The organism is Microcoleus sp. PH2017_12_PCY_D_A (genome assembly GCF_020738565.1).
GTDB lineage: Bacteria > Cyanobacteriota > Cyanobacteriia > Cyanobacteriales > Microcoleaceae > Microcoleus.
Window position 1 is genome coordinate 84,359 of record NZ_JAEQCI010000044.1, and the last position, 17,498, is coordinate 101,856.

Annotated in this window: 13 protein-coding genes; 5 read left to right on the forward strand and 8 right to left on the reverse strand. The window is 46.3% G+C overall.

The window, feature by feature from the left end; translation table 11 throughout:
* Positions 1–27: 27 nt before the first annotated feature.
* Positions 28–1,242, reverse strand: a complete 1,215-nt coding sequence (locus JGK39_RS14275) for a transposase (protein WP_293245805.1) — start codon at positions 1,240–1,242, stop codon at positions 28–30.
* 166 nt (positions 1,243–1,408) lie between these two features.
* Here JGK39_RS14275 and cruF point away from each other — a divergent pair, with 166 nt between their 5' ends.
* Together cruF and cruG are read left to right on the forward strand one after the other, a co-directional pair.
* Complete coding sequence (cruF, locus tag JGK39_RS14280; protein ID WP_293245803.1) at positions 1,409–2,347, forward strand: gamma-carotene 1'-hydroxylase CruF; 939 nt, start codon at positions 1,409–1,411, stop codon at positions 2,345–2,347.
* A gap of 502 nt (positions 2,348–2,849) precedes the next feature.
* Entirely contained in the window at positions 2,850–4,049 is a 1,200-nt protein-coding gene (cruG, locus tag JGK39_RS14285; RefSeq protein WP_293245801.1) for a 2'-O-glycosyltransferase CruG, read from the forward strand.
* A gap of 177 nt (positions 4,050–4,226) precedes the next feature.
* Here the strand turns inward: cruG and JGK39_RS14290 are convergent, their stop codons facing one another.
* The 4 genes from JGK39_RS14290 to JGK39_RS14305 form a co-directional block, all read right to left on the reverse strand.
* Positions 4,227–5,903, reverse strand: a complete 1,677-nt coding sequence (locus JGK39_RS14290; protein WP_293296644.1) for a hypothetical protein — start codon at positions 5,901–5,903, stop codon at positions 4,227–4,229.
* A gap of 163 nt (positions 5,904–6,066) precedes the next feature.
* A complete protein-coding gene (locus JGK39_RS14295; protein WP_293296646.1) occupies positions 6,067–7,017 on the reverse strand; it encodes an ABC transporter ATP-binding protein in 951 nt (316 codons plus the stop codon).
* A 309-nt stretch (positions 7,018–7,326) separates the two neighbouring features.
* Positions 7,327–7,770, reverse strand: coding sequence for an MAPEG family protein (locus tag JGK39_RS14300; RefSeq protein WP_293308609.1), 444 nt, complete (start codon positions 7,768–7,770; stop codon positions 7,327–7,329).
* 74 nt (positions 7,771–7,844) lie between these two features.
* Positions 7,845–8,387: a PadR family transcriptional regulator gene (locus tag JGK39_RS14305; RefSeq protein WP_293245793.1), complete on the reverse strand. Its 543-nt coding sequence runs from the start codon at positions 8,385–8,387 to the stop codon at positions 7,845–7,847.
* Positions 8,388–8,508: 121 nt separating this feature from the next.
* On the opposite strand from JGK39_RS14305, the gene JGK39_RS14310 reads away from it, so the two are divergent.
* Positions 8,509–8,913, forward strand: coding sequence for a DUF4188 domain-containing protein (locus JGK39_RS14310; RefSeq protein WP_293245791.1), 405 nt, complete (start codon positions 8,509–8,511; stop codon positions 8,911–8,913).
* Between the two features lie 35 nt (positions 8,914–8,948).
* Here JGK39_RS14310 and JGK39_RS14315 read toward each other — a convergent pair whose 3' ends face one another.
* Entirely contained in the window at positions 8,949–9,860 is a 912-nt protein-coding gene (locus JGK39_RS14315) for an AraC family transcriptional regulator (protein WP_293245789.1), read from the reverse strand.
* Between the two features lie 286 nt (positions 9,861–10,146).
* Between JGK39_RS14315 and JGK39_RS14320 the strand changes: the two genes are divergently transcribed.
* The gene (locus JGK39_RS14320) at positions 10,147–11,004 is read left to right on the forward strand and encodes an RNA methyltransferase (RefSeq protein WP_293245787.1); all 858 of its coding nucleotides are present in this window, start codon (positions 10,147–10,149) and stop codon (positions 11,002–11,004) included.
* A gap of 217 nt (positions 11,005–11,221) precedes the next feature.
* Here the strand turns inward: JGK39_RS14320 and JGK39_RS14325 are convergent, their stop codons facing one another.
* A complete protein-coding gene (locus JGK39_RS14325) occupies positions 11,222–12,361 on the reverse strand; it encodes a helix-turn-helix transcriptional regulator (RefSeq protein WP_293245785.1) in 1,140 nt (379 codons plus the stop codon).
* Between the two features lie 468 nt (positions 12,362–12,829).
* Between JGK39_RS14325 and JGK39_RS14330 the strand changes: the two genes are divergently transcribed.
* On the forward strand, positions 12,830–16,366 hold the full coding sequence (locus JGK39_RS14330; protein WP_293245783.1) for an NACHT domain-containing protein: 3,537 nt from the start codon (positions 12,830–12,832) through the stop codon (positions 16,364–16,366).
* A 347-nt stretch (positions 16,367–16,713) separates the two neighbouring features.
* On the opposite strand, the gene JGK39_RS14335 is transcribed toward JGK39_RS14330, so the two are convergent.
* Entirely contained in the window at positions 16,714–17,496 is a 783-nt protein-coding gene (locus tag JGK39_RS14335; RefSeq protein ID WP_293245777.1) for a calcium-binding protein, read from the reverse strand.
* Positions 17,497–17,498 lie beyond the last annotated feature (2 nt).

Genomic DNA, 17,498 nt, shown 5'->3' on the forward strand with positions numbered 1-17,498 from the left:
TGTTGGTTTTTTTTGACACTCCCCGTCCTATAAGGACGAGGATTCTTTCGTCACGGGGATTCCAACGAATTTACCCTCAGAAAGCATCTTGACCGTATGCCCTACGGCTGCAAGTCCTCTAATTAGAACTACTTGCGCTGCTGCCACATCTCTATCCGTCGTATAGCCGCAACTCGAACACGAGTGAACGCGCTCTGACAATTCTTTTTTACCTGTTTCAACGCCGCAATTAGGGCAAATCTGGCTTGTTTTGTGGGCGCTAACTTTCTGAAAAAATACGCCGTGCTTAAAACAAGCTTGCTCCAATATCGTGAAGAATTGCCCCCATCCCGCATCCAGGCAATGCTTACCTAACATTGCCTTAGATAGCCCAACTAGGTTTAAATCTTCAACAAATATCATGCCTGCGTCTTGGCAAATTTGGTGCGCCAATTTCCAGTGCCAATCCTTTCGGCTATTGGCTATATATTCGTGCAGCTTGGCGACTTTCTTCTGAGCTTTTTTACAATTGTTTGAGCCGAGCTTTTTTCGACTGACGCGCTGTTGCAGCAATTTAAGCTTGCGTTGCGCGTCAATAAAAAATCGCTGGCGTTTGATTAAAAGCCCATTAGAAATCGCAATAAAATTAGTCAACCCAACATCAATTCCCAGCCCTTCACCGTGAGGCAAAATACTTGGGATTGATACGTTCCATTGCAAGGTCAACATCACGCACCAACCGCTAGTTCTGCGAACTACCCTTGCTTGTTTGATGGTTGCACCATCAGGGAGCGGACGTGATTGATGGAATTTAACCACGCCAATTTTAGGAAGCTTTACTGTTTGATTTTGGATGGGGTTAGTCCCCATCTGTGGGAAGACAAACGAGCGCATATTTCCTGCTTTTTTAAAGCGAGGAAAACCGTGATTCTGCTCCCACATACTAACAAAAGCTTTTTCTAATCTTTTTAGTGTCTGCTGCAATACTTGCGATTGTACGGACTGCAACGTCTCGCTAGTTTTTCTATATGCAGTTAGTGCGTTGCACTGACTGGCATAGGTGGGGCGGGGTGTATCGGCGGGGATAATGTATTCAGAACGGATCGAACAAGCGTTAACCTGACAACTACGAGACTTAAACCAGTCTTTGCGCTCTGCCAGCGCGTAGTTATACACGCGACGGCATTGCTCTAGCCAGTTTTCAAATATGGCTAGTTGTTTTGCTGTTGGTTTAAGTTTGTATTCGTAGGTTAGGTTTAACATTTGTTTGCATCCTCCTGTTCCAGTATACAACATCCTTACCAAACGTCAAGACGCTTGTTAAAACAAAAGCCGTCCTATAAGGACGGGGCTTTAGACCCATTTTTTTGTAAAAAATTGTAAACTGTAACGAGTGCTTTCTGCATCTGATATTTTTTCGAGGAGTCCCATGAAGCAACTTTTGATGGCTGAGCGCTTTTGCTTGATAGCCCACGTCTTGTCAATGGCCTTTGGATTGGCAGGGTTGCTGCTGATTTTACCCCGTCCCGAATTGGTGATGAATTTACCGCCCGCCGGACAAACTTTGTTCCAGTGGGGGATGGCTGGGGGTGGAGTAGTTTATATCATTTTTGGCGCAGCGGCGGTTGCTCTCTATGCCTTTCGGACATTGGGCTCGGGTGCAACTCTGGCATTTTTGGTGCCTTCGGTGTTTTTATCTTTGAGTAGCGAGTTGTTGGGGACGAGTACGGGTTTTCCCTTCGGCCACTACCACTATTTGAGCGGTTTGGGCTATAAAGTTGCAGGGCTGGTGCCGTTTACAATTCCCCTGTCGTGGTTTTATCTAGGACTGGTTTCATATATAATTGCTCGCGCTGGAGTGGCGGGCGGTAAAGGCGAACTGAACTGGGTGCGCCAAATAGGCGCGATCGCCCTTGGCGCTTTATTATTGACAGCTTGGGATTTTGTACTAGATCCGGCGATGAGTCAAACTTCTGTGCCTTTTTGGGAGTTTGAGGAACTTGGCGCTTTCTTTGGGATGCCTTACCGCAATTTGGCCGGCTGGATGGGCACGGGGGCTGTGTTTATGTCTGTAGCAGCTTTCTTGTGGAGAAAAACTTCGATTAAATTAGAGCGATCCCAATTGAGTTTGCCGTTAATTGTTTATTTGGTAAACTTTGCTTTCGGAGCGATTATCACTGTCACTTCCTTGGATTCTCGGTTTTGGTTCCCAACATCCCTAGCTGTGCTTCTGGGTGTAGTTCCGGCGATCGTCCTAAGCTCGATCGCTAAACCCGCAGCAGATGACGTAACAGAAGCGATTCCGTCTTTAGAATCTGCTCTCAAAGCTGAAATTCCATCTCAGCGCGTAGGCGCTTTGCGGAAGTAAGCCGTTAATGATGAATCCTATCGTTTGCGATCGATTGACTGCAATAATCTTCGTCCGCAAAAGCGGACTTTAGTCCGCAACAATTGAGCGGACTAAAGTCCGCTTTTGCGGACCGTTTTTGTTGTGGCGATCGAGCGGACACGATATCGCGGCTGATTTGGCAAAAATTTACAGGAAATTTTGAGCTAATTTTAAAACCCGGTTTTGACAATAAACCGGGTTTTTCAGTAACTATATTTTCATGCCAAATTCCTGTAATATGTTTGAGGTCATATCGTGTCCTGTCAATTAACCGCAATAAGTAAGGTTCGTAGTGCGGACTTTAGTCCGCTCAATTGTTGCGGACTAAAGTCCGCTTTTGCGGACGATTTGTGTTGTGGTAATCGACAGGACATGATATCAAAAGTTGATTAAATTTTTTAAATTGACATCAATGGTTATTCCCAATTCTTCAATTTAAAATCTAAAATCTAAAATCTAAAATCTAAAATCTAAAATAGATATGATTTCTCCCAATATTTCAAATCTCCTGACAATCATCATCCCTGCCGCACTTTTGCTGCTACAATTACCCGCCGCCGCCCTTTTAATGTCGCGATTAATCAAAGGCCCCTCGCGCATCCCGCCCCTAGAACCGGATTCGCCGACGCTGGACTTGTTGGGTGCTTGTACTGCGGTGGTACCAACTTTGAACGAAGCAGAGAGAATTGCGCCTTGTTTGGAAGGATTGAGCCGCCAAAGTTACGAGCTCCGAGAAGTTGTGGTTGTTGATAGTTATTCGGTAGACGGAACCGGAGATTTAGTCAAAACTGCCGCCCAAAAAGACCCCCGGTTTCGCTTAATTAACGACGATCCGTTACCTGCTGGTTGGGTGGGGCGTCCGTGGGCGCTGAATTGGGGTTTTTTGGCAAGTTCCGAGAAATGCGAGTGGATTTTGGGCATCGATGCGGATACTCAGCCGCATCCGGGTTTGATCGCAAGTTTGCTCAAAACTGCTGCTGCGGGAAATTACGATTTGATTTCGCTATCGCCGCAGTTTATCCTCAAGTATCCGGGCGAGTTGTGGCTGCAACCTGCGCTGTTAATGACTTTGGTTTATCGCTTCGGCCCCACGGGAACTGGCGGCGATGTGCCGGAACGGGTGATGGCAAACGGTCAGTGTTTCCTCTGCAAGCGCGAGGTTTTGGTGGCTTTAGGGGGCTATGAAGTCGCAAAAGGTTCTTTTTGCGATGATGTGACCTTGGCTCGCTATGCTGCTGCTAAGGGCTTTAAAGTGGGCTTTTTGGACGGGGCGAAAGTGCTGAAGGTGCGGATGTATGAGGGGGCGATCGAGACTTGGAACGAATGGGGACGATCGCTCGATTTGAAAGATGCTGCTTCTAGCGCTCAAATTTGGGGCGATTTGTGGCTGTTATTGGCGGTTCAAGGTTTGCCGGTGCCGATCGTCCTGTGGTATTTGCTATCCGGTTCTGTGCCTGGGGTGGGCGTGTTTCCGCAGTTTGGGCTGTGGGGATTGAATGTATTTTTGGTTGCAGTGCGATCGGCTTTGTGTTTTGCGATCGCTCCGAGTTACGATCGAACTCAAGCATCGGGTAAATGGCTGTTTTGGCTATCACCTTTAGCCGATCCGCTGGCGTTTTTGCGAATTCTCATTTCTGCCTTAAATCAGCCTACCCAGTGGCGCGGCCGCAAGTATAGTTAGCTGATAAGTGCTTCAGAATATCAGAATAAAGGTACGTTGTTGCGCTTGAGCGCTCTTCATAAATATCAGGAAAGAGCGCTCAAGCGCAACAACGTACCTAAGTCTATAACCGAAATTGATATGAAACGTCCGACAATTTCCAAAATAGCAGGCGGTTTCAACCGCCTTTTTATTTTTTCAAGCCTTCAGCAAAGCTTTAGATGCCGATTCCCCTGCGATACGGAGTTGCCGCCTCAATTGCAAATTCAGCAGCACCAACACAGTCCACTGGCCCAGGATCGAGAGCAAAATAGTATGTATTGACTCGCTCAAACCAGATGATCCAAAGATAGGAAATACCACAGACATCCAAATGAAAGGAGCTTTTGCTGGGTAGAGGGAAAGCATAGATAAAATAAGTGGTGGTAAAAAGATAGCGCCTCCGACTGTACAAGTCGCCCAAACTGCCTGATTTCGGATTTTTGCAAACATGAATAGCTGGGTGATTGTGGCGTAAATCAAAATGATATTTACGAACAAAATCATGCAGCGAAAAGCGTTGGGATTCACCAGCAGCCAAGGTGTTAATATGACTGTCGAACTGAGGAGATTGATTGTTATTGCAACTAATGCTGGACTTTTTTCGCTCCAAATCAAATCGAGAATGGGGTATTTGCGCCACAACTTCTGACTCCTAGTGGGAACTATTTGTCTGCGATACCTCGCCCAATCATACAAAGCTTGTCTTTCCGGTGTTAAAGCTGCAATTAAAGCTAAAAACACCATCAAGTTTGGAATTAATAAAAAGGCGATAGTGTCCAGCGAGTACCTATTTGATTGGAGTGCAAATCCTAAAATTATTGACTGATAGCACATCACCAGCAAATAACTTTGCTTTTTGCTCAAAACAGTAGCGGTGGGATTGGGAAAGCGACGCTGCCATCCCTGCCACATCCAGTAGGTTGCCACTGCACAGATCAATAAAGATAAGGCGGTAGAAGACACAAAATTTTTGCCAATCTGCAAATGAAACCATTCCAGGCGATCGAACTCTCCAATTAACCAGTTAAGGTTAGAATGGGATGACTTATTAACTCGATCAATTACCTGTTTCAGGACAGCAGCCGGAGACAAAAATGTTAGTAAATCCGCAGAATTTCCGACTGAAGGTGCATTAAAAGCTGTGGTAATAAAACCCAAAACCGCAACACTAGCCAGCCAAGGTTGAAACCCTCCCAACCAACTGGTTGTTAAGCCAAATAGCATTGCGCCGCTGTAGAATAAAGCACAGCTAGCTAGCATTGCTATGTCGAAACATAAAATATGGTGCAGAGGTATTTGAGCTGCTAATCCGCTGTAAATGTGTAGCGGTAAAGCCAGAATTGCTGCGAGATACAGTAAGATTGGGACTCCGAGAATTTTGCCGAGAAAAATTGTGGTAGCAGATTGGGGGCTGAGGCGAATAAAGTTGAGTGTACCGCGGCGTTCCTCTTTGTCTAAATCGCTCACAAGCATATAAGTGCCGACTGCTAAAAGTGCGATCGCACTAAATAGGCTCAGGTAAGCGAATATTTCTAGCCACCAAGAGGGCCAGTTAATGATGAAATTTCCTGCCGCATCTTGGATGCACTTGGTTCCATCACCTGTGGCATTGCCAGCAAATCCAGTGCAGAATCTGTGATGAGTGGGGTACTTGTACTCACCGACAGGAGGAGCAACGGGTATCTGGCTGCTCCAAGACAAAAACAGCACCAGTTGACTGCTGAGGGAAAGGACGCTGGCGATCGCAATATGCCCAATTTTCAGGCGGCCTTTAAGTTCTCGAAATAACTGGGAATTCCAGTTACCGATTGTGTCTAGCAAGTTGAGAGTCATAGGTAATTGTTTTGAGTTGTGATTGAACAATTGGAACTCAGGAAATTTAATAGTCTGGGACGCATTTTGACCGCAGAAACCGGGTTTTTTGCTGAATCTGGTGGCTCGGATGAAAGATTTTGATAAAAACCAGGTTTCTGACCGCCCGTCCGTCCAGGACTATTTAAGATGCTTGTTTGTGTCCCATCTTCAGGAAGATGGTTTCTAAGTCTTCTTGGGTGCAGTGAAATTCTGTGAGGGGAATGTTGGCGTTGACGAGCGATCGCAGTAAATTCGCCGCATCTTCCCGGTTTCCTGAAAAATGAGCGCATACCTGCTGAGTTTCCGGCAATATTTCCCAACTTTCAACCCAAGGAAAGTTTTTGAGTTCGGATGTCAGCGCTTCTATATTGCCCAAAGTTGCCATGACAATTTGCTGTTTTCCGAGGCGTTTGTAAAGTTCTTGCAAAGGGGCACTTTCGACAAGATAGCCCAATTCCATAATCCCTACCCAGGTGCAAAGTTCCGCTAAATCGCTGAGAACGTGGGATGATATGACTACGGTCATGCCGCCTTGCTGCACAGCTTTGATGATTTCGCGAAATTGCGATCGCGCGATCGGATCTAAACCGGAAACTGGTTCATCTAACAGCAGCAACAGCGGTTCGTGAATAATAGTGCGGCCCAAACTCAGGCGCTGTTTCATCCCCCGCGACAGAGTAGAAATTAAGCTGTTGCGCTTGTTGGTTAATTGCACGAGTTCTAAAACTGCATAGATGCGTTCTCGGCGCTTGGGTTGCCGCAAGTTGTACAATCGGGCAAAGTAATCTAAATAATCCCAAACAGTCAGATCGTCGTAAAGGGGAAAGTCATCGGGAAGAAAGCCGATGTGCTGTTTGAGAGTGGGGTTAGATCGATCGCGCAACAAGGGACTGCCGTTGATGTAAATTTCCCCTGTAGTCGGTTCTTCGGCGGCGGCTAACATTCGCAGCAAGGTAGTTTTGCCGGCACCGTTGGGGCCGATCAGCCCGCAGATTTCCCCGGCGGCGACTTGCAAGTCGATGTCATTGACGGCTATATGGCGATCGAATTGTTTGGTAAGTCCGCGAGTGTCTATTGCTAATTCTTTTGCCATAGTTAAAAGGCGAGTGAAATTGGCTGCGGTTTGTCTCTAGAAAAGGAAGTTTAAGCTTGTAGCTAGCTTAGCCTTTTGATACAGCAGTTGTCAGCGGTATTGCGGAAAATTAACTGTTAAATATTAAAAAGATTACCATTTATGTTAAGAAATCAGCTCGCTCAATATTTAACACATCTGACGCAGGGGTGCCCAGAAAGCGATCGACGGACTTGCAAGGTGCGTCAGATTGAGACTTTGTGCCAACAATTAGAGTTTGCCTCTGACGCACCCTACAATATAATAGGTGCCAATTGCGTGATTCATCAACTACAAAACTGCCATCACAATTAAGGCTACCAAGCAACTTAACTGAATCCCTAAGCTCCATACCCTAAACATGGGATTGAGGCCGGCGATGTGAATCATTGAATGCACCAGCCGAAATACGATGTACGCGACAATCAGCGAATCTACGGCTGTTCCAGAGACGCCCCTAACTGTTAGCAGAAAAACAACTCCCAAATACAAAGGCAGATTTTCTATCAAGTTGGATTGTACTCGAAATAGTCGCCACAGCAAGCTTTCATCGTTTGGTGTGCCGAAATCTTTGGGAGATCCGCCCGCAGATAGATGCCGAATCCTGACTGCGATGAGGGCGATGACAATTGCGATCGTCCACAAAATGAAAATTACTAAACCCCAGAGAGGGAAAGTCATATTTGTCGGTTCAATTTGGATCATCTTTCTAGGTTGCGAAACTGCTGCTAACACTTTAGAAAATTTACCAGTCAGGAATCTAGGAGAAAGTTGCAGAATTTTAGTAAATTATTGCCTTCGCCTTGCACTTATTGCAGCAACAGCAGGATCTCGTCACACCAAGCTAGCCAGCCTGTTTCGTAGTGAATCCCGCGCAGTAACGTCATGTACTGAAATTTTAGGCTGTTTGACAACTTTTGGGGATTTGTAAATTCCTGGGTTTTAATTTGTTGATAAATCGTTAATCGCTGCTGATGTTGCTGGCGGTGCGCTTCGAGTTTTGCCGCGATTATCTGAGGAGACACCAAATACCCAGCATAGAGTTTGACGAGCAACTCATCCTTGATTGCGGCCATCTCTTCCGACTCAGCAATCCATTGACACAACTGCTGTTTGCCCAATCCCGTCACGGTATAGACACGTTTGTCTGGTCGATTTTCCTGCTGTACGGATTCGGCTTGCAGCCACTGCTTTTCTTCCAGGCGGTTCAATTCTCGGTAAATCTGCTGGAAGCTGGCACTCCAAAAAAAACCAACCGATCCTTCCACAGAGGGATTGAAGCGCTTGGCCAGGTCGTAGCCACTGCTGGGGGCGCTTACTAAGACTGACAGAATGGCATAGCTAAGAGACATAAGCTAGGGGTTGACATATTCACTAAATTGAATATACCATAGATTTTATATTCAATTTAGTGAATAGTCATGAGATTGAATAAACCAATTACAGATAGCAAGATTGTCAAGGAGTCTGAAGATGGCAAATGCAAACAGATATTCCATTTACGAGATCGATTTGCCCGATCGCCCGGAAGCAGTGGTGTTTGTCAACGGCTTTGTGGCACGCGATCGCGCGGGGTTTTTCTGGATGTGGAAAAATCTAGTGTGGATCGGCACTTCGACTGCTAAAGCTGAAGGCTGCGTGCAAATGAAAGCAGGAATTTGTGGGCCCAAGGAAGTGATTATGGTGAGTTACTGGCGCTCAGAAGCCGATCTGAAACAGTTTTTCCGAGGTGAAGCCCATCGGCGGATGATGCAGTTTGTGGTGAAAAATCCCGATAGCCTCTGTTTGTATAACGAGACATACACGCCTTCGCAAAGTGGGAAATACAGCCATGAACCGCAAGGGATGGCAACGCTTTATCCGAGTTTTGCCAAATAAACTAATTATCAGATTAATGAAGCTTGCCGCAGGTTTCAACCTTGCAGAAGTTGTTTCGGCGTCACCCCAACAATCCGCTTAAAATATCGAGTCAAATGACTTTGATCGCAAAAACCCACAGCGGCGGCAACTTCTGCAATACTGAGTTCGCTTTGCAGTAAAAGATACTTAGCTTTGGCAATCCGACGCTGCAAAATGTACTGATGCGGTGTCATGCCGAGACTGTTTTTAAACAAACGTAAAAAGTGATACGGACTGATTTGGGCGATCGCAGCAAGCTCAATTAACTTTACTTCTCGATCGAGATTTTCTGCGATATATTCCGTTACCTGTTGCAGCTTTGCTTTGGATAATCCACCCGCGTAGCTTCTGGGCTGCGGTGGCGCGGTGCAATATTTTCGTAACAGGTGAATCGCTAATGTGGTTTTGAGACTGTCAACGAACAAATAACCGCCAATTTTGGCTGATTCTACTTCGCCTCTCAAGGCCGCGATAATACCTTGGAGCAGAGGATCTTGCTCAGTCATATAATGGGGGATGAGTTCAATGCGATCGCGATCGACCAAATCTTGACCGACTTGTTCCAGGAGTGCTGGATCGATCGCCACAATCGTAAACTGAGATAAAATATTCCAGATACAGCGGTGGGAAATACCCGCCGGAACAATCGCAATGTCACCCTCATTCCGCGCTTCTGTTTTCAACTTTCCATCCAACCAGCGATCGCCCGATCGCGATTTTGATGTGCAAAAAGGCGGACAATGAGCAATAACGTGCCAAGTAGCTTGATGTTCGGGAGTGTCAAACTTGGGTTGTTCGTGCAATTCAAAATGGATATTTCCCCATCCCGAACTTTTCAGCAAAGCAGGCTGAGGTAGCAGAAAATCTGATGTCGGTTCTCGGCTAAAATCAATGAGCTTGACTTGCTTTTTCTCTTGTGTTCTCATCTTTAACTAAACAGATTGATATACGAATGGGCATGGGGTCTAGGGCATGGGGTCTAGGGTATGGGGCATACCTCACCACACTTGAGAACTGCTATACCTTTATTCTAAACAAGATTGTATAAATCGCTTTTCTATCCTAAAATTATCTGTTTTTAACAATTTATAGCTGAACTCAGCCCGACGTGTTATAACTAACAAAGTTGAGTTCTACAGAGATATTTCTGTAGCAATTTTATGTCAATTCAAATCTCGGTTGTAGAGAGCCAAATGGCTCCACAGAAGGAGGATGGCTGGAACCTTTAGTACCAGCCCCGCTCGGTCAGAGGTTGAGGCTGCCCTGGCTAGAGTAGAAAGGCTCCAATTCGATCGCACCTACCGCGATCGCCACAGCCTGTTTTATGTCGAAGGCGTTCGGAATTTTGTGCAGGTAATCGATCGCAAATTCGAGATTTCAGCAATTTTGTTCAGCGAAAAATTGCTGATCGCCCCGCTGGCCCGCAAAATGGTACGCAGCGCCCGCCGATGCGGAATTCCCACTATCTCTATCACTCCCGAACAATACCGGCGCGTTTGCAGAACAGATCGCGCTTCGGGTGTGGGCGCGATCGTCCGCCAGCAATGGTCTAAATTGGACGATATCTCGCCCCAAGCCGGCTTGTGCTGGATAGTTGTGGAAAACGTGCGATCGCCAGGTAATTTGGGGACATTGATCCGCACTTCGGAAGCAGTGGGCGGTGCTGGGTTCATATTCGTCGGAGGGCGGGGCGATCCGTTTGATGCGGATGCGGTGCGGGCCTCAATGGGCGCGCTGTTCGCCCAGAAGTTGGTCCGCACGGACTTTCGGGCCTTGGGCTGCTGGATGCGCCGTCACGGCTGCCGCGCCATCGGTGCGTCACCTGACGGAAGTGCGGATTTTCATTCCTTTGATTATCCTCGATCGACTGTACTTTTCCTGGGCGAAGAACGTCAGGGGCTGACTCAGCAGCAGCGGGATTTCTGCCAGGATTTGGTGCGGATTCCGATGCTAGGTGCAGCAGATTCTCTGAATCTCGGCGTAGCAGGAAGTTTATTGATGTATGAAGTTTATCGATCGCATAAATTATGCGGTTCTCCTGACATCTTGAAGACTTACGCACGCGACTAAAGAAACCCGGTTTCTGGCAAAAATATCGCGCTGAAACCTATATTTATTGTTCAGAAACCAGGTTTCTCTAACGTTTAGTCCCGGACGCACCACCATCAAATAAACCGGGTTTTTTACTCTTTATGTGCGCTACAGCGCGTCTTTTCGTAAAAAAACCAGTTTCTGGCAACTATTTTTGCGATTATTTTTGCGATGCCTAAAACTCAGGAGAGACTACTTATCCGATCGCTCCAAGATATTTCAAAGCACATACTACAGCCTCCGCACGAGTTTGTACTCCCAGCTTTGAGTAGATATGTTCTAAATACTTTCTGACAGTACCAATGCTCAGGCTCAGTGTTGCCGCAATTTCTGGATTAGTCTTACCTTGCGTCACCTCAAATAACACTTCTGTTTCCCGCTTTGTTAAGCCTAGCACTTCTAAAGATACGGATGATAGAGTCAAAAAATCCTCTTCTTCAAGCAACAATAGATATTTTTCCAGCGGTTGCTCAGTCAGAAAGCGCACAACTAATTGTTTTCCTGCCTGTTCTAATTTTAGCGGTAAATGAGGAGCAGGAATTTCATCACTGGGAATTACCAGCGATAACTGATATTTAACCCATCGCTGCAAATTATCTGGCAAACATTTGGTTGAAGATTGTGAGTCTTGAAAATAGTGTTTCAGCCAATGGAAAGCTCCTTCGCTCATGAATAAAACTTGCCCATCTCCGTTGAGAGAAATAATTCCCAACGCCTCCAGAGTATGACGCTGCTGTACCCACTCCTGTTCTATCTGGGTAAACTGATTCATGTTTTGTTGGGCTTGTAGCAGATGAGGGTGCAGTAAATTGAATAAATAGCGATCGCGCTCAGTAAAAATCCGGTCTCCCAAAAGAGTAATCGCAATAATATCATCTTGTCCAGAGTAGAGCTTGCTCGCAGATTTAGCAGCCAAAGCCAGAGGTAGTGAAACTGCGATCAGATCCTTGATTCCTCTAGGCTGCATCAGCTTTCCATACAATCCTTCCAAACGATGCAGTTGCTGCTCGTTTAAGAAGTCTGAAACCTTATGCGCTCGATGGTCGCGAGTTCGGAGATAATTACCGACTAGAGGGTTTTCGTAAAAATGCTGGTGTGCAACTTTCTCAAAATTTGCTGTATCAAGGCGATCGAACCCCGGGGCGGGTTTATAGTCGAGGGTGGTAGTCTTGCTGTTCTCGAAGGAGAGGGTGGTGTATGTATAATCTACTGCGGAAATAACCTTCGAGACGATCGCCAGCAGATGAGATGAGAAATCCTCAACACTACAAGTTTTGTATAATTCCTGCAGGCATCCTGAAAAAATTTGAAAATCATTCTGAGTTAAGTGTTGCATTGTCCCTGATAAATTAATCACCAATCATTCGGACTCGATATAGAGTAAGACGAGTTGCGAGGAGAAATAGATGCTTTTGTATCGGTTTCTTAACAATTGACTACGGCAAATGACGGGTTGAATCTGGATTTGAGATATGACAAGCTTTAAAAACAGTTGACAGTTGACAGTTGATAGTTGAGATCGTGTCCGGTCGATTACCAGAAAAAAACGGTTTGTAGTGCGGACTTCAGTCCGCTCCCTTTTGCGGACTCAAGTCCGCACTACGAACGGTTTGTAGTGCGGACTTCAGTCCGCTCCCTTTTGCGGACTCAAGTCCGCACTACAAACGAATCTTACTGTCCGCTCCCTTTTGCGGACTGAAGTCCGCACTACGAACGAACGAACGAATCTTACTGCGGTTAAATGAAACTACGAATGTAACAACAAGTCCTAAGTTCAAGTTGGAATAGTTGAAATAGTTAAGATATGACTAAACTGCCGCAAAAGCGCAAGCGCCGAGGCGTGATTCTATCAGATTGGGGTTTGCAGCGTCTACAGAATACCCAGGAACAATTAGCCATTGCTGAAAATGGCGGTTATGCTTACACATTAGAGCGATTAAGCAATTTGACAGGGCTCAGTGCTCGATCGATCGGACGGTTGCGAAGTGGCAAAGCAGCAGTCGATCGCCAAACCCTAGAAGAGCTATTTCGCGCCTTTAACCTGACTATAACCGAGCAAGACTACATCCAGCCAGAACCCGAAGCCCCACAGCGGCAGCCAGTGAAGTCGATCGCCCAAAATTGGGGAGAAGCCATAGATGTTTCTCGCTTTTACGGGCGCACCGCAGAACTTACCACCCTCACCCAATGGATTCTACAAGATAATTGTCGGTTGGTGGGTATTTTTGGGATTGGCGGTATTGGTAAAACTGCTTTATCTGTCAAATTAGCAGAACAGCTACACAACCAATTTACCTACGTCATTTGGCGAAGCCTCCGCAATGCCCCGTCGCCGGAAATTTTATTAGCAGAATTAGTCTCATTCCTCTCAGGACAACAGGATACAAAAGCAGAAATTAGCAGCTTGATTCAATGTTTGCGGAATCATCGCTGTCTGCTGGCGATCGATAATACCGAAAGCCTGTCACAACCTGGGAATCAGAGCGGACAATATCGTCCCGGTTATGAAGCTTACGGAGAAATGCTCCGCGCGGTGGCCGAAACTCCCCATCAAAGCTGTTTGGTGTTAACCAGCCGGGAAAAATGCTCTCTCTTCGCTCAATTGGAAGGAGGCGAATTAGCAATCCAAAGCTTGTCACTAGGCGGCTGTCCCGAAGCAGCAGCAGCAGCGATCGAAACCACCGGTTTAACTGGATTAGAAAGTCACAAACAGGAATTGTGCGATCGCTATCGGTGCAATCCTTTAGCAGTAAAAATTGTCGCGACTTCAATTCGCGATTTATTTGATGGCGAGATCCAACTGTTTCTGGAACAGGAAACCTTAGTATTTAATGGATTGCGCCGGCTGCTAGACAATCAATTCGATCGGCTCTCTGAATTAGAGCTAAATATCATGTACTGGCTGGCGATAAATCGAGATTGGACGAATATCTCGCAACTCCAAGAAGATATTATCCCCACTGTTTCTAACGCTCAAGTGTTAGAAGCACTAGAAAGATTATCTTGGCGATCGCTCATTGAAAAACGCTCGGGCAATTACACGCAACAGCCCGTAGTAATGGAATACGTAACCGAGCGATTCATTGAGCAAATTGTGACAGAATTGGCAGATGGCAAATTAAATTTGCTCGCCAGCCACGCCTTAACCAAAACCACCGTCAAAAATTATATCTGGGAAACTCAAAACCGACTGATTTTAGAGCAGATAGTTTCCAGATTAATCAATAAATTTGCCACATTCCAACTCTTAGAACAAAATCTGCGAGAACTGCTCGATCGACTGCGCCAAAACTCAGATACTTTCGTTCAATCCTATCGGTATGCTGGAGGAAATCTATTCAATCTGTATCGTTTCCTCAATATCGATCTCGCGGGCTATGACTTCTCAAATTTAGATTTGTGGCACGCTTGTTTGCAGGATCTGAATTTACATCGCGTCAATTTTCAAGGCGCAAACTTGACAAAATCAGTCTTCAATCAAACCTTTGCCCTGGTTTTTGCGGTAGCCTTCAGCCCTGACGGTCAAATTCTGGCAACAGGTGACAGTCACGGTGAAATTCGTTTGTGGCAAACTCACAACCAGCAACTCATCTCTATTTTAAAAGGGCATACCAATTGGATTTTTTCCCTTGCTTGGAGTCCAGACGGACAAACTCTAGCTAGCAGCAGTATCGATCGCACCGTGCGGTTGTGGGATATCAAAAGCGGGCAATGTTTGAACATTTGTCAAGGCCATCTCGACTCAGTTTGGAAGATTGCTTGGCATCCCACAAAACCGATCGTTGCTAGTGCCAGTGCAGATCGAACGATCCGACTTTGGGATACTGCGAGCGGTCAATGTTTGGAGACTTTGAACGGTCATCAAAACTGGATTTGGTCGCTGGCTTGGAGTCCAGACGGAGCATTTTTGGCAAGCGGTAGTGACGATGAAACGATCCGATTGTGGGAAGCGCCTAGCGGTAAGTTTCTGAGGGCGATCGAACTGCCAAACGATCGCATTCGATCGATCTCTTGGCATCCAGACGGCACGAAAATTGCCATTGGCGGCATCAATTTCTATGTCACAATTTGGGATATTGCCAGCAACCAATGCTCGCATATTTTGGCAGGACATCAAGATTGGCTGAGAATGGTTGCTTGGAGTCCCGACGGCAAAATTCTTGCTAGTGCAAGTGACGATCGAACTATTAGATTGTGGGATGTGAATAGCCAGCGTTGTTTAAAAATTCTCCAGGGTCACAGCGGCCCAGTTTGGTCTGTGGCGTGGAATGCAGACGGACGAAAACTGGTCAGCGGCGGTTTCGACAGAACCGTGCGATTTTGGGACACCGATAGCGGTCATTGTCTGAGCGTGCTTCGAGGACACACTCAGTGCATCTGGTCGGTAGCTTGGAGTCCCGACGGACAAACCCTCGCCAGCAGCGACGCTCGAAAAATACGCTTGTGGAATCTCGATCGTACCCAGCCCACCGGCGTGCTTCAAGGCCACAGTGACTGTATCTGGTCAGTAGCTTGGAGTCCGGACGGAAAAACCCTCGCAAGTAGCGGCGCCGATAAAACCCTACGGCTGTGGGATGTTAAAACCGGGCGCTGTTTGAAAGTGCTATCGGGACACCGCCATTGGGTGCGATTTGCAGCCTGGAGTCCCGACGGACAAATTCTCGCAAGTTGCGGTACGGATCTGACGATCGGGCTTTGGGACGCTCAGGGCGGTCAATGTTTGAAGATTTTGTCAGGACATACCGGTTGGGTTTGGTCGGTTGCTTGGAGTCCCGACGGCAAAATCTTAACAAGTTGCAGTACCGATCGAACGATCCGTTTTTGGGATGTCAATAGCGGTGAATGTTTGAATGTTTTGTCAGGACATACAGGTTGGGTTTGGTCAATTGCTTGGAGTCCCGATGGCAAAATCTTAGCAAGTTGCAGCGACGATCGAACCGTGTGTTTGTGGGATGCGATCGGCGGTAAGTGTTGGCAACAATTGACAGGACACGGTGATTCTGTGCGATCGATTTCCTGGAGTCCCGACGGGCAAATGCTTGCCAGCGGGGGAGCGGACAAAACTACGCGCATTTGGGATATTAATAGCAGTCAATGTATCAAGATTTTGCAAGGACATCGCAACTCTATTTGGTCAGTTATTTGGCATCCAAATGGTGAATTGCTTGCCAGTACGGGTGAGGATGAAACGATTAAGATTTGGGATTTCAACACAGGTGAATGTTGGAAAACTCTCAAAGCCGATCGACCCTATGAGGGTATGAATATTGCCGGAGTCACGGGAATTACAGAAGCTCAGAAAGCTACTTTGGAGGTCTTGGGGGCGATCGCAAACAGTTGATAGTTGACACTTGACAGTTAACAGTTGATACCAGAAACCCGGTTTCTTAAAGAAACCGGGTTTCTATGCAGGGCTTGCTGAATAAAGGTAGAAAGCTTACCAGATAAGGGGTTTAAACTTTTTTTGCTTGAAAAAGTGCAAGTTATAGGATTATAGAGACTCAAAACCCTTGCAATGAAAGTTGTTAATTTCTGGCGAAATTTGGAAATGCCAGCAATAAACCTACTATTTTTTAAGCTGTGTAGCCTCGTTTTTCCACTACGTACACTTTTTCAGCAAGTCCTATGTACCTCACGGGTTTCTATGTACCTCGCTTACCACCACACCGGATTTGGGATCGTGGAAAATTAAAATCCTTGAACCGATATAATATTGCCTTGAATCTGGGCGGGCGTTACACCATCAACAAAACCCAACATCTCGCCGGAATTTTTAACTCTGATTAAAGTTCCTGAAGTGACAATGGGCCCAGGATTGAGTATACCTGGCTGAACACTGTTTTTTAAGGCTTGCGGCCCGTCAAACTCCAAGACAATTGTCACATTTGTCAGGCGTTCCAAAACTATATCGCTAGCAGTCAAACCCCCTGCTAATCCAATTCGATCGCCAACTCCTAAAAAAGCGATCGTATCCGCATTATTGAGATTTGAAACTCCTGGTTCTGCTTGCAGGACATACAAGTTGCTGCCGATTTTAGGTAAAGAAAGATTGTCACTCGCGCCCATGAAAAAGTCTCGCCCCAAACCCCCAATTAAAGTATCATACCCGTCACCGCTAATTAAGATATCATTGCCTCTACCGCCCTGTAAAATATCGTTTCCCCCAAAGCCATAAATCAAATCTGTATCCTGTCCTCCGCTGAGATAGTCATTTCCAGCATTTCCACCCAGCATGTCTTTCCCCCTTCCTCCGAATAAGGAATCGTTACCCAAATTTCCCCTGAGAATGTCTTCTCCTTCATTGCCATAAACCAAATTGTTAGCTACTGAGGTGTCTACTGTATCGTCGCCTCCGAGCATTGAAACTCCCAAAGGGAAATTATTGGCATCTGCGATCGACAAAAAAACAGTTTCGGATGTATTGTCACCAATTAAGCGGCGCGGTTCGGATGGATCTGTTTGTAAAGCCATGA

Bases quoted from the DNA above. Each gene is read 5' to 3' on its own strand.
- JGK39_RS14275 (WP_293245805.1), bottom strand. From the start codon at position 1,242: ATGTTAAACCTAACCTACGAATACAAACTTAAACCAACAGCAAAACAA.
- cruF (WP_293245803.1), top strand. From the start codon at position 1,409: ATGAAGCAACTTTTGATGGCTGAGCGCTTTTGCTTGATAGCCCACGTC.
- cruG (WP_293245801.1), top strand. From the start codon at position 2,850: ATGATTTCTCCCAATATTTCAAATCTCCTGACAATCATCATCCCTGCC.
- JGK39_RS14290 (WP_293296644.1), bottom strand. From the start codon at position 5,903: ATGACTCTCAACTTGCTAGACACAATCGGTAACTGGAATTCCCAGTTA.
- JGK39_RS14295 (WP_293296646.1), bottom strand. From the start codon at position 7,017: ATGGCAAAAGAATTAGCAATAGACACTCGCGGACTTACCAAACAATTC.
- JGK39_RS14305 (WP_293245793.1), bottom strand. From the start codon at position 8,387: ATGTCTCTTAGCTATGCCATTCTGTCAGTCTTAGTAAGCGCCCCCAGC.
- JGK39_RS14310 (WP_293245791.1), top strand. From the start codon at position 8,509: ATGGCAAATGCAAACAGATATTCCATTTACGAGATCGATTTGCCCGAT.
- JGK39_RS14315 (WP_293245789.1), bottom strand. From the start codon at position 9,860: ATGAGAACACAAGAGAAAAAGCAAGTCAAGCTCATTGATTTTAGCCGA.
- JGK39_RS14320 (WP_293245787.1), top strand. From the start codon at position 10,147: ATGGCTGGAACCTTTAGTACCAGCCCCGCTCGGTCAGAGGTTGAGGCT.
- JGK39_RS14325 (WP_293245785.1), bottom strand. From the start codon at position 12,361: ATGCAACACTTAACTCAGAATGATTTTCAAATTTTTTCAGGATGCCTG.
- JGK39_RS14330 (WP_293245783.1), top strand. From the start codon at position 12,830: ATGACTAAACTGCCGCAAAAGCGCAAGCGCCGAGGCGTGATTCTATCA.
- JGK39_RS14335 (WP_293245777.1), bottom strand. From the start codon at position 17,496: ATGGCTTTACAAACAGATCCATCCGAACCGCGCCGCTTAATTGGTGAC.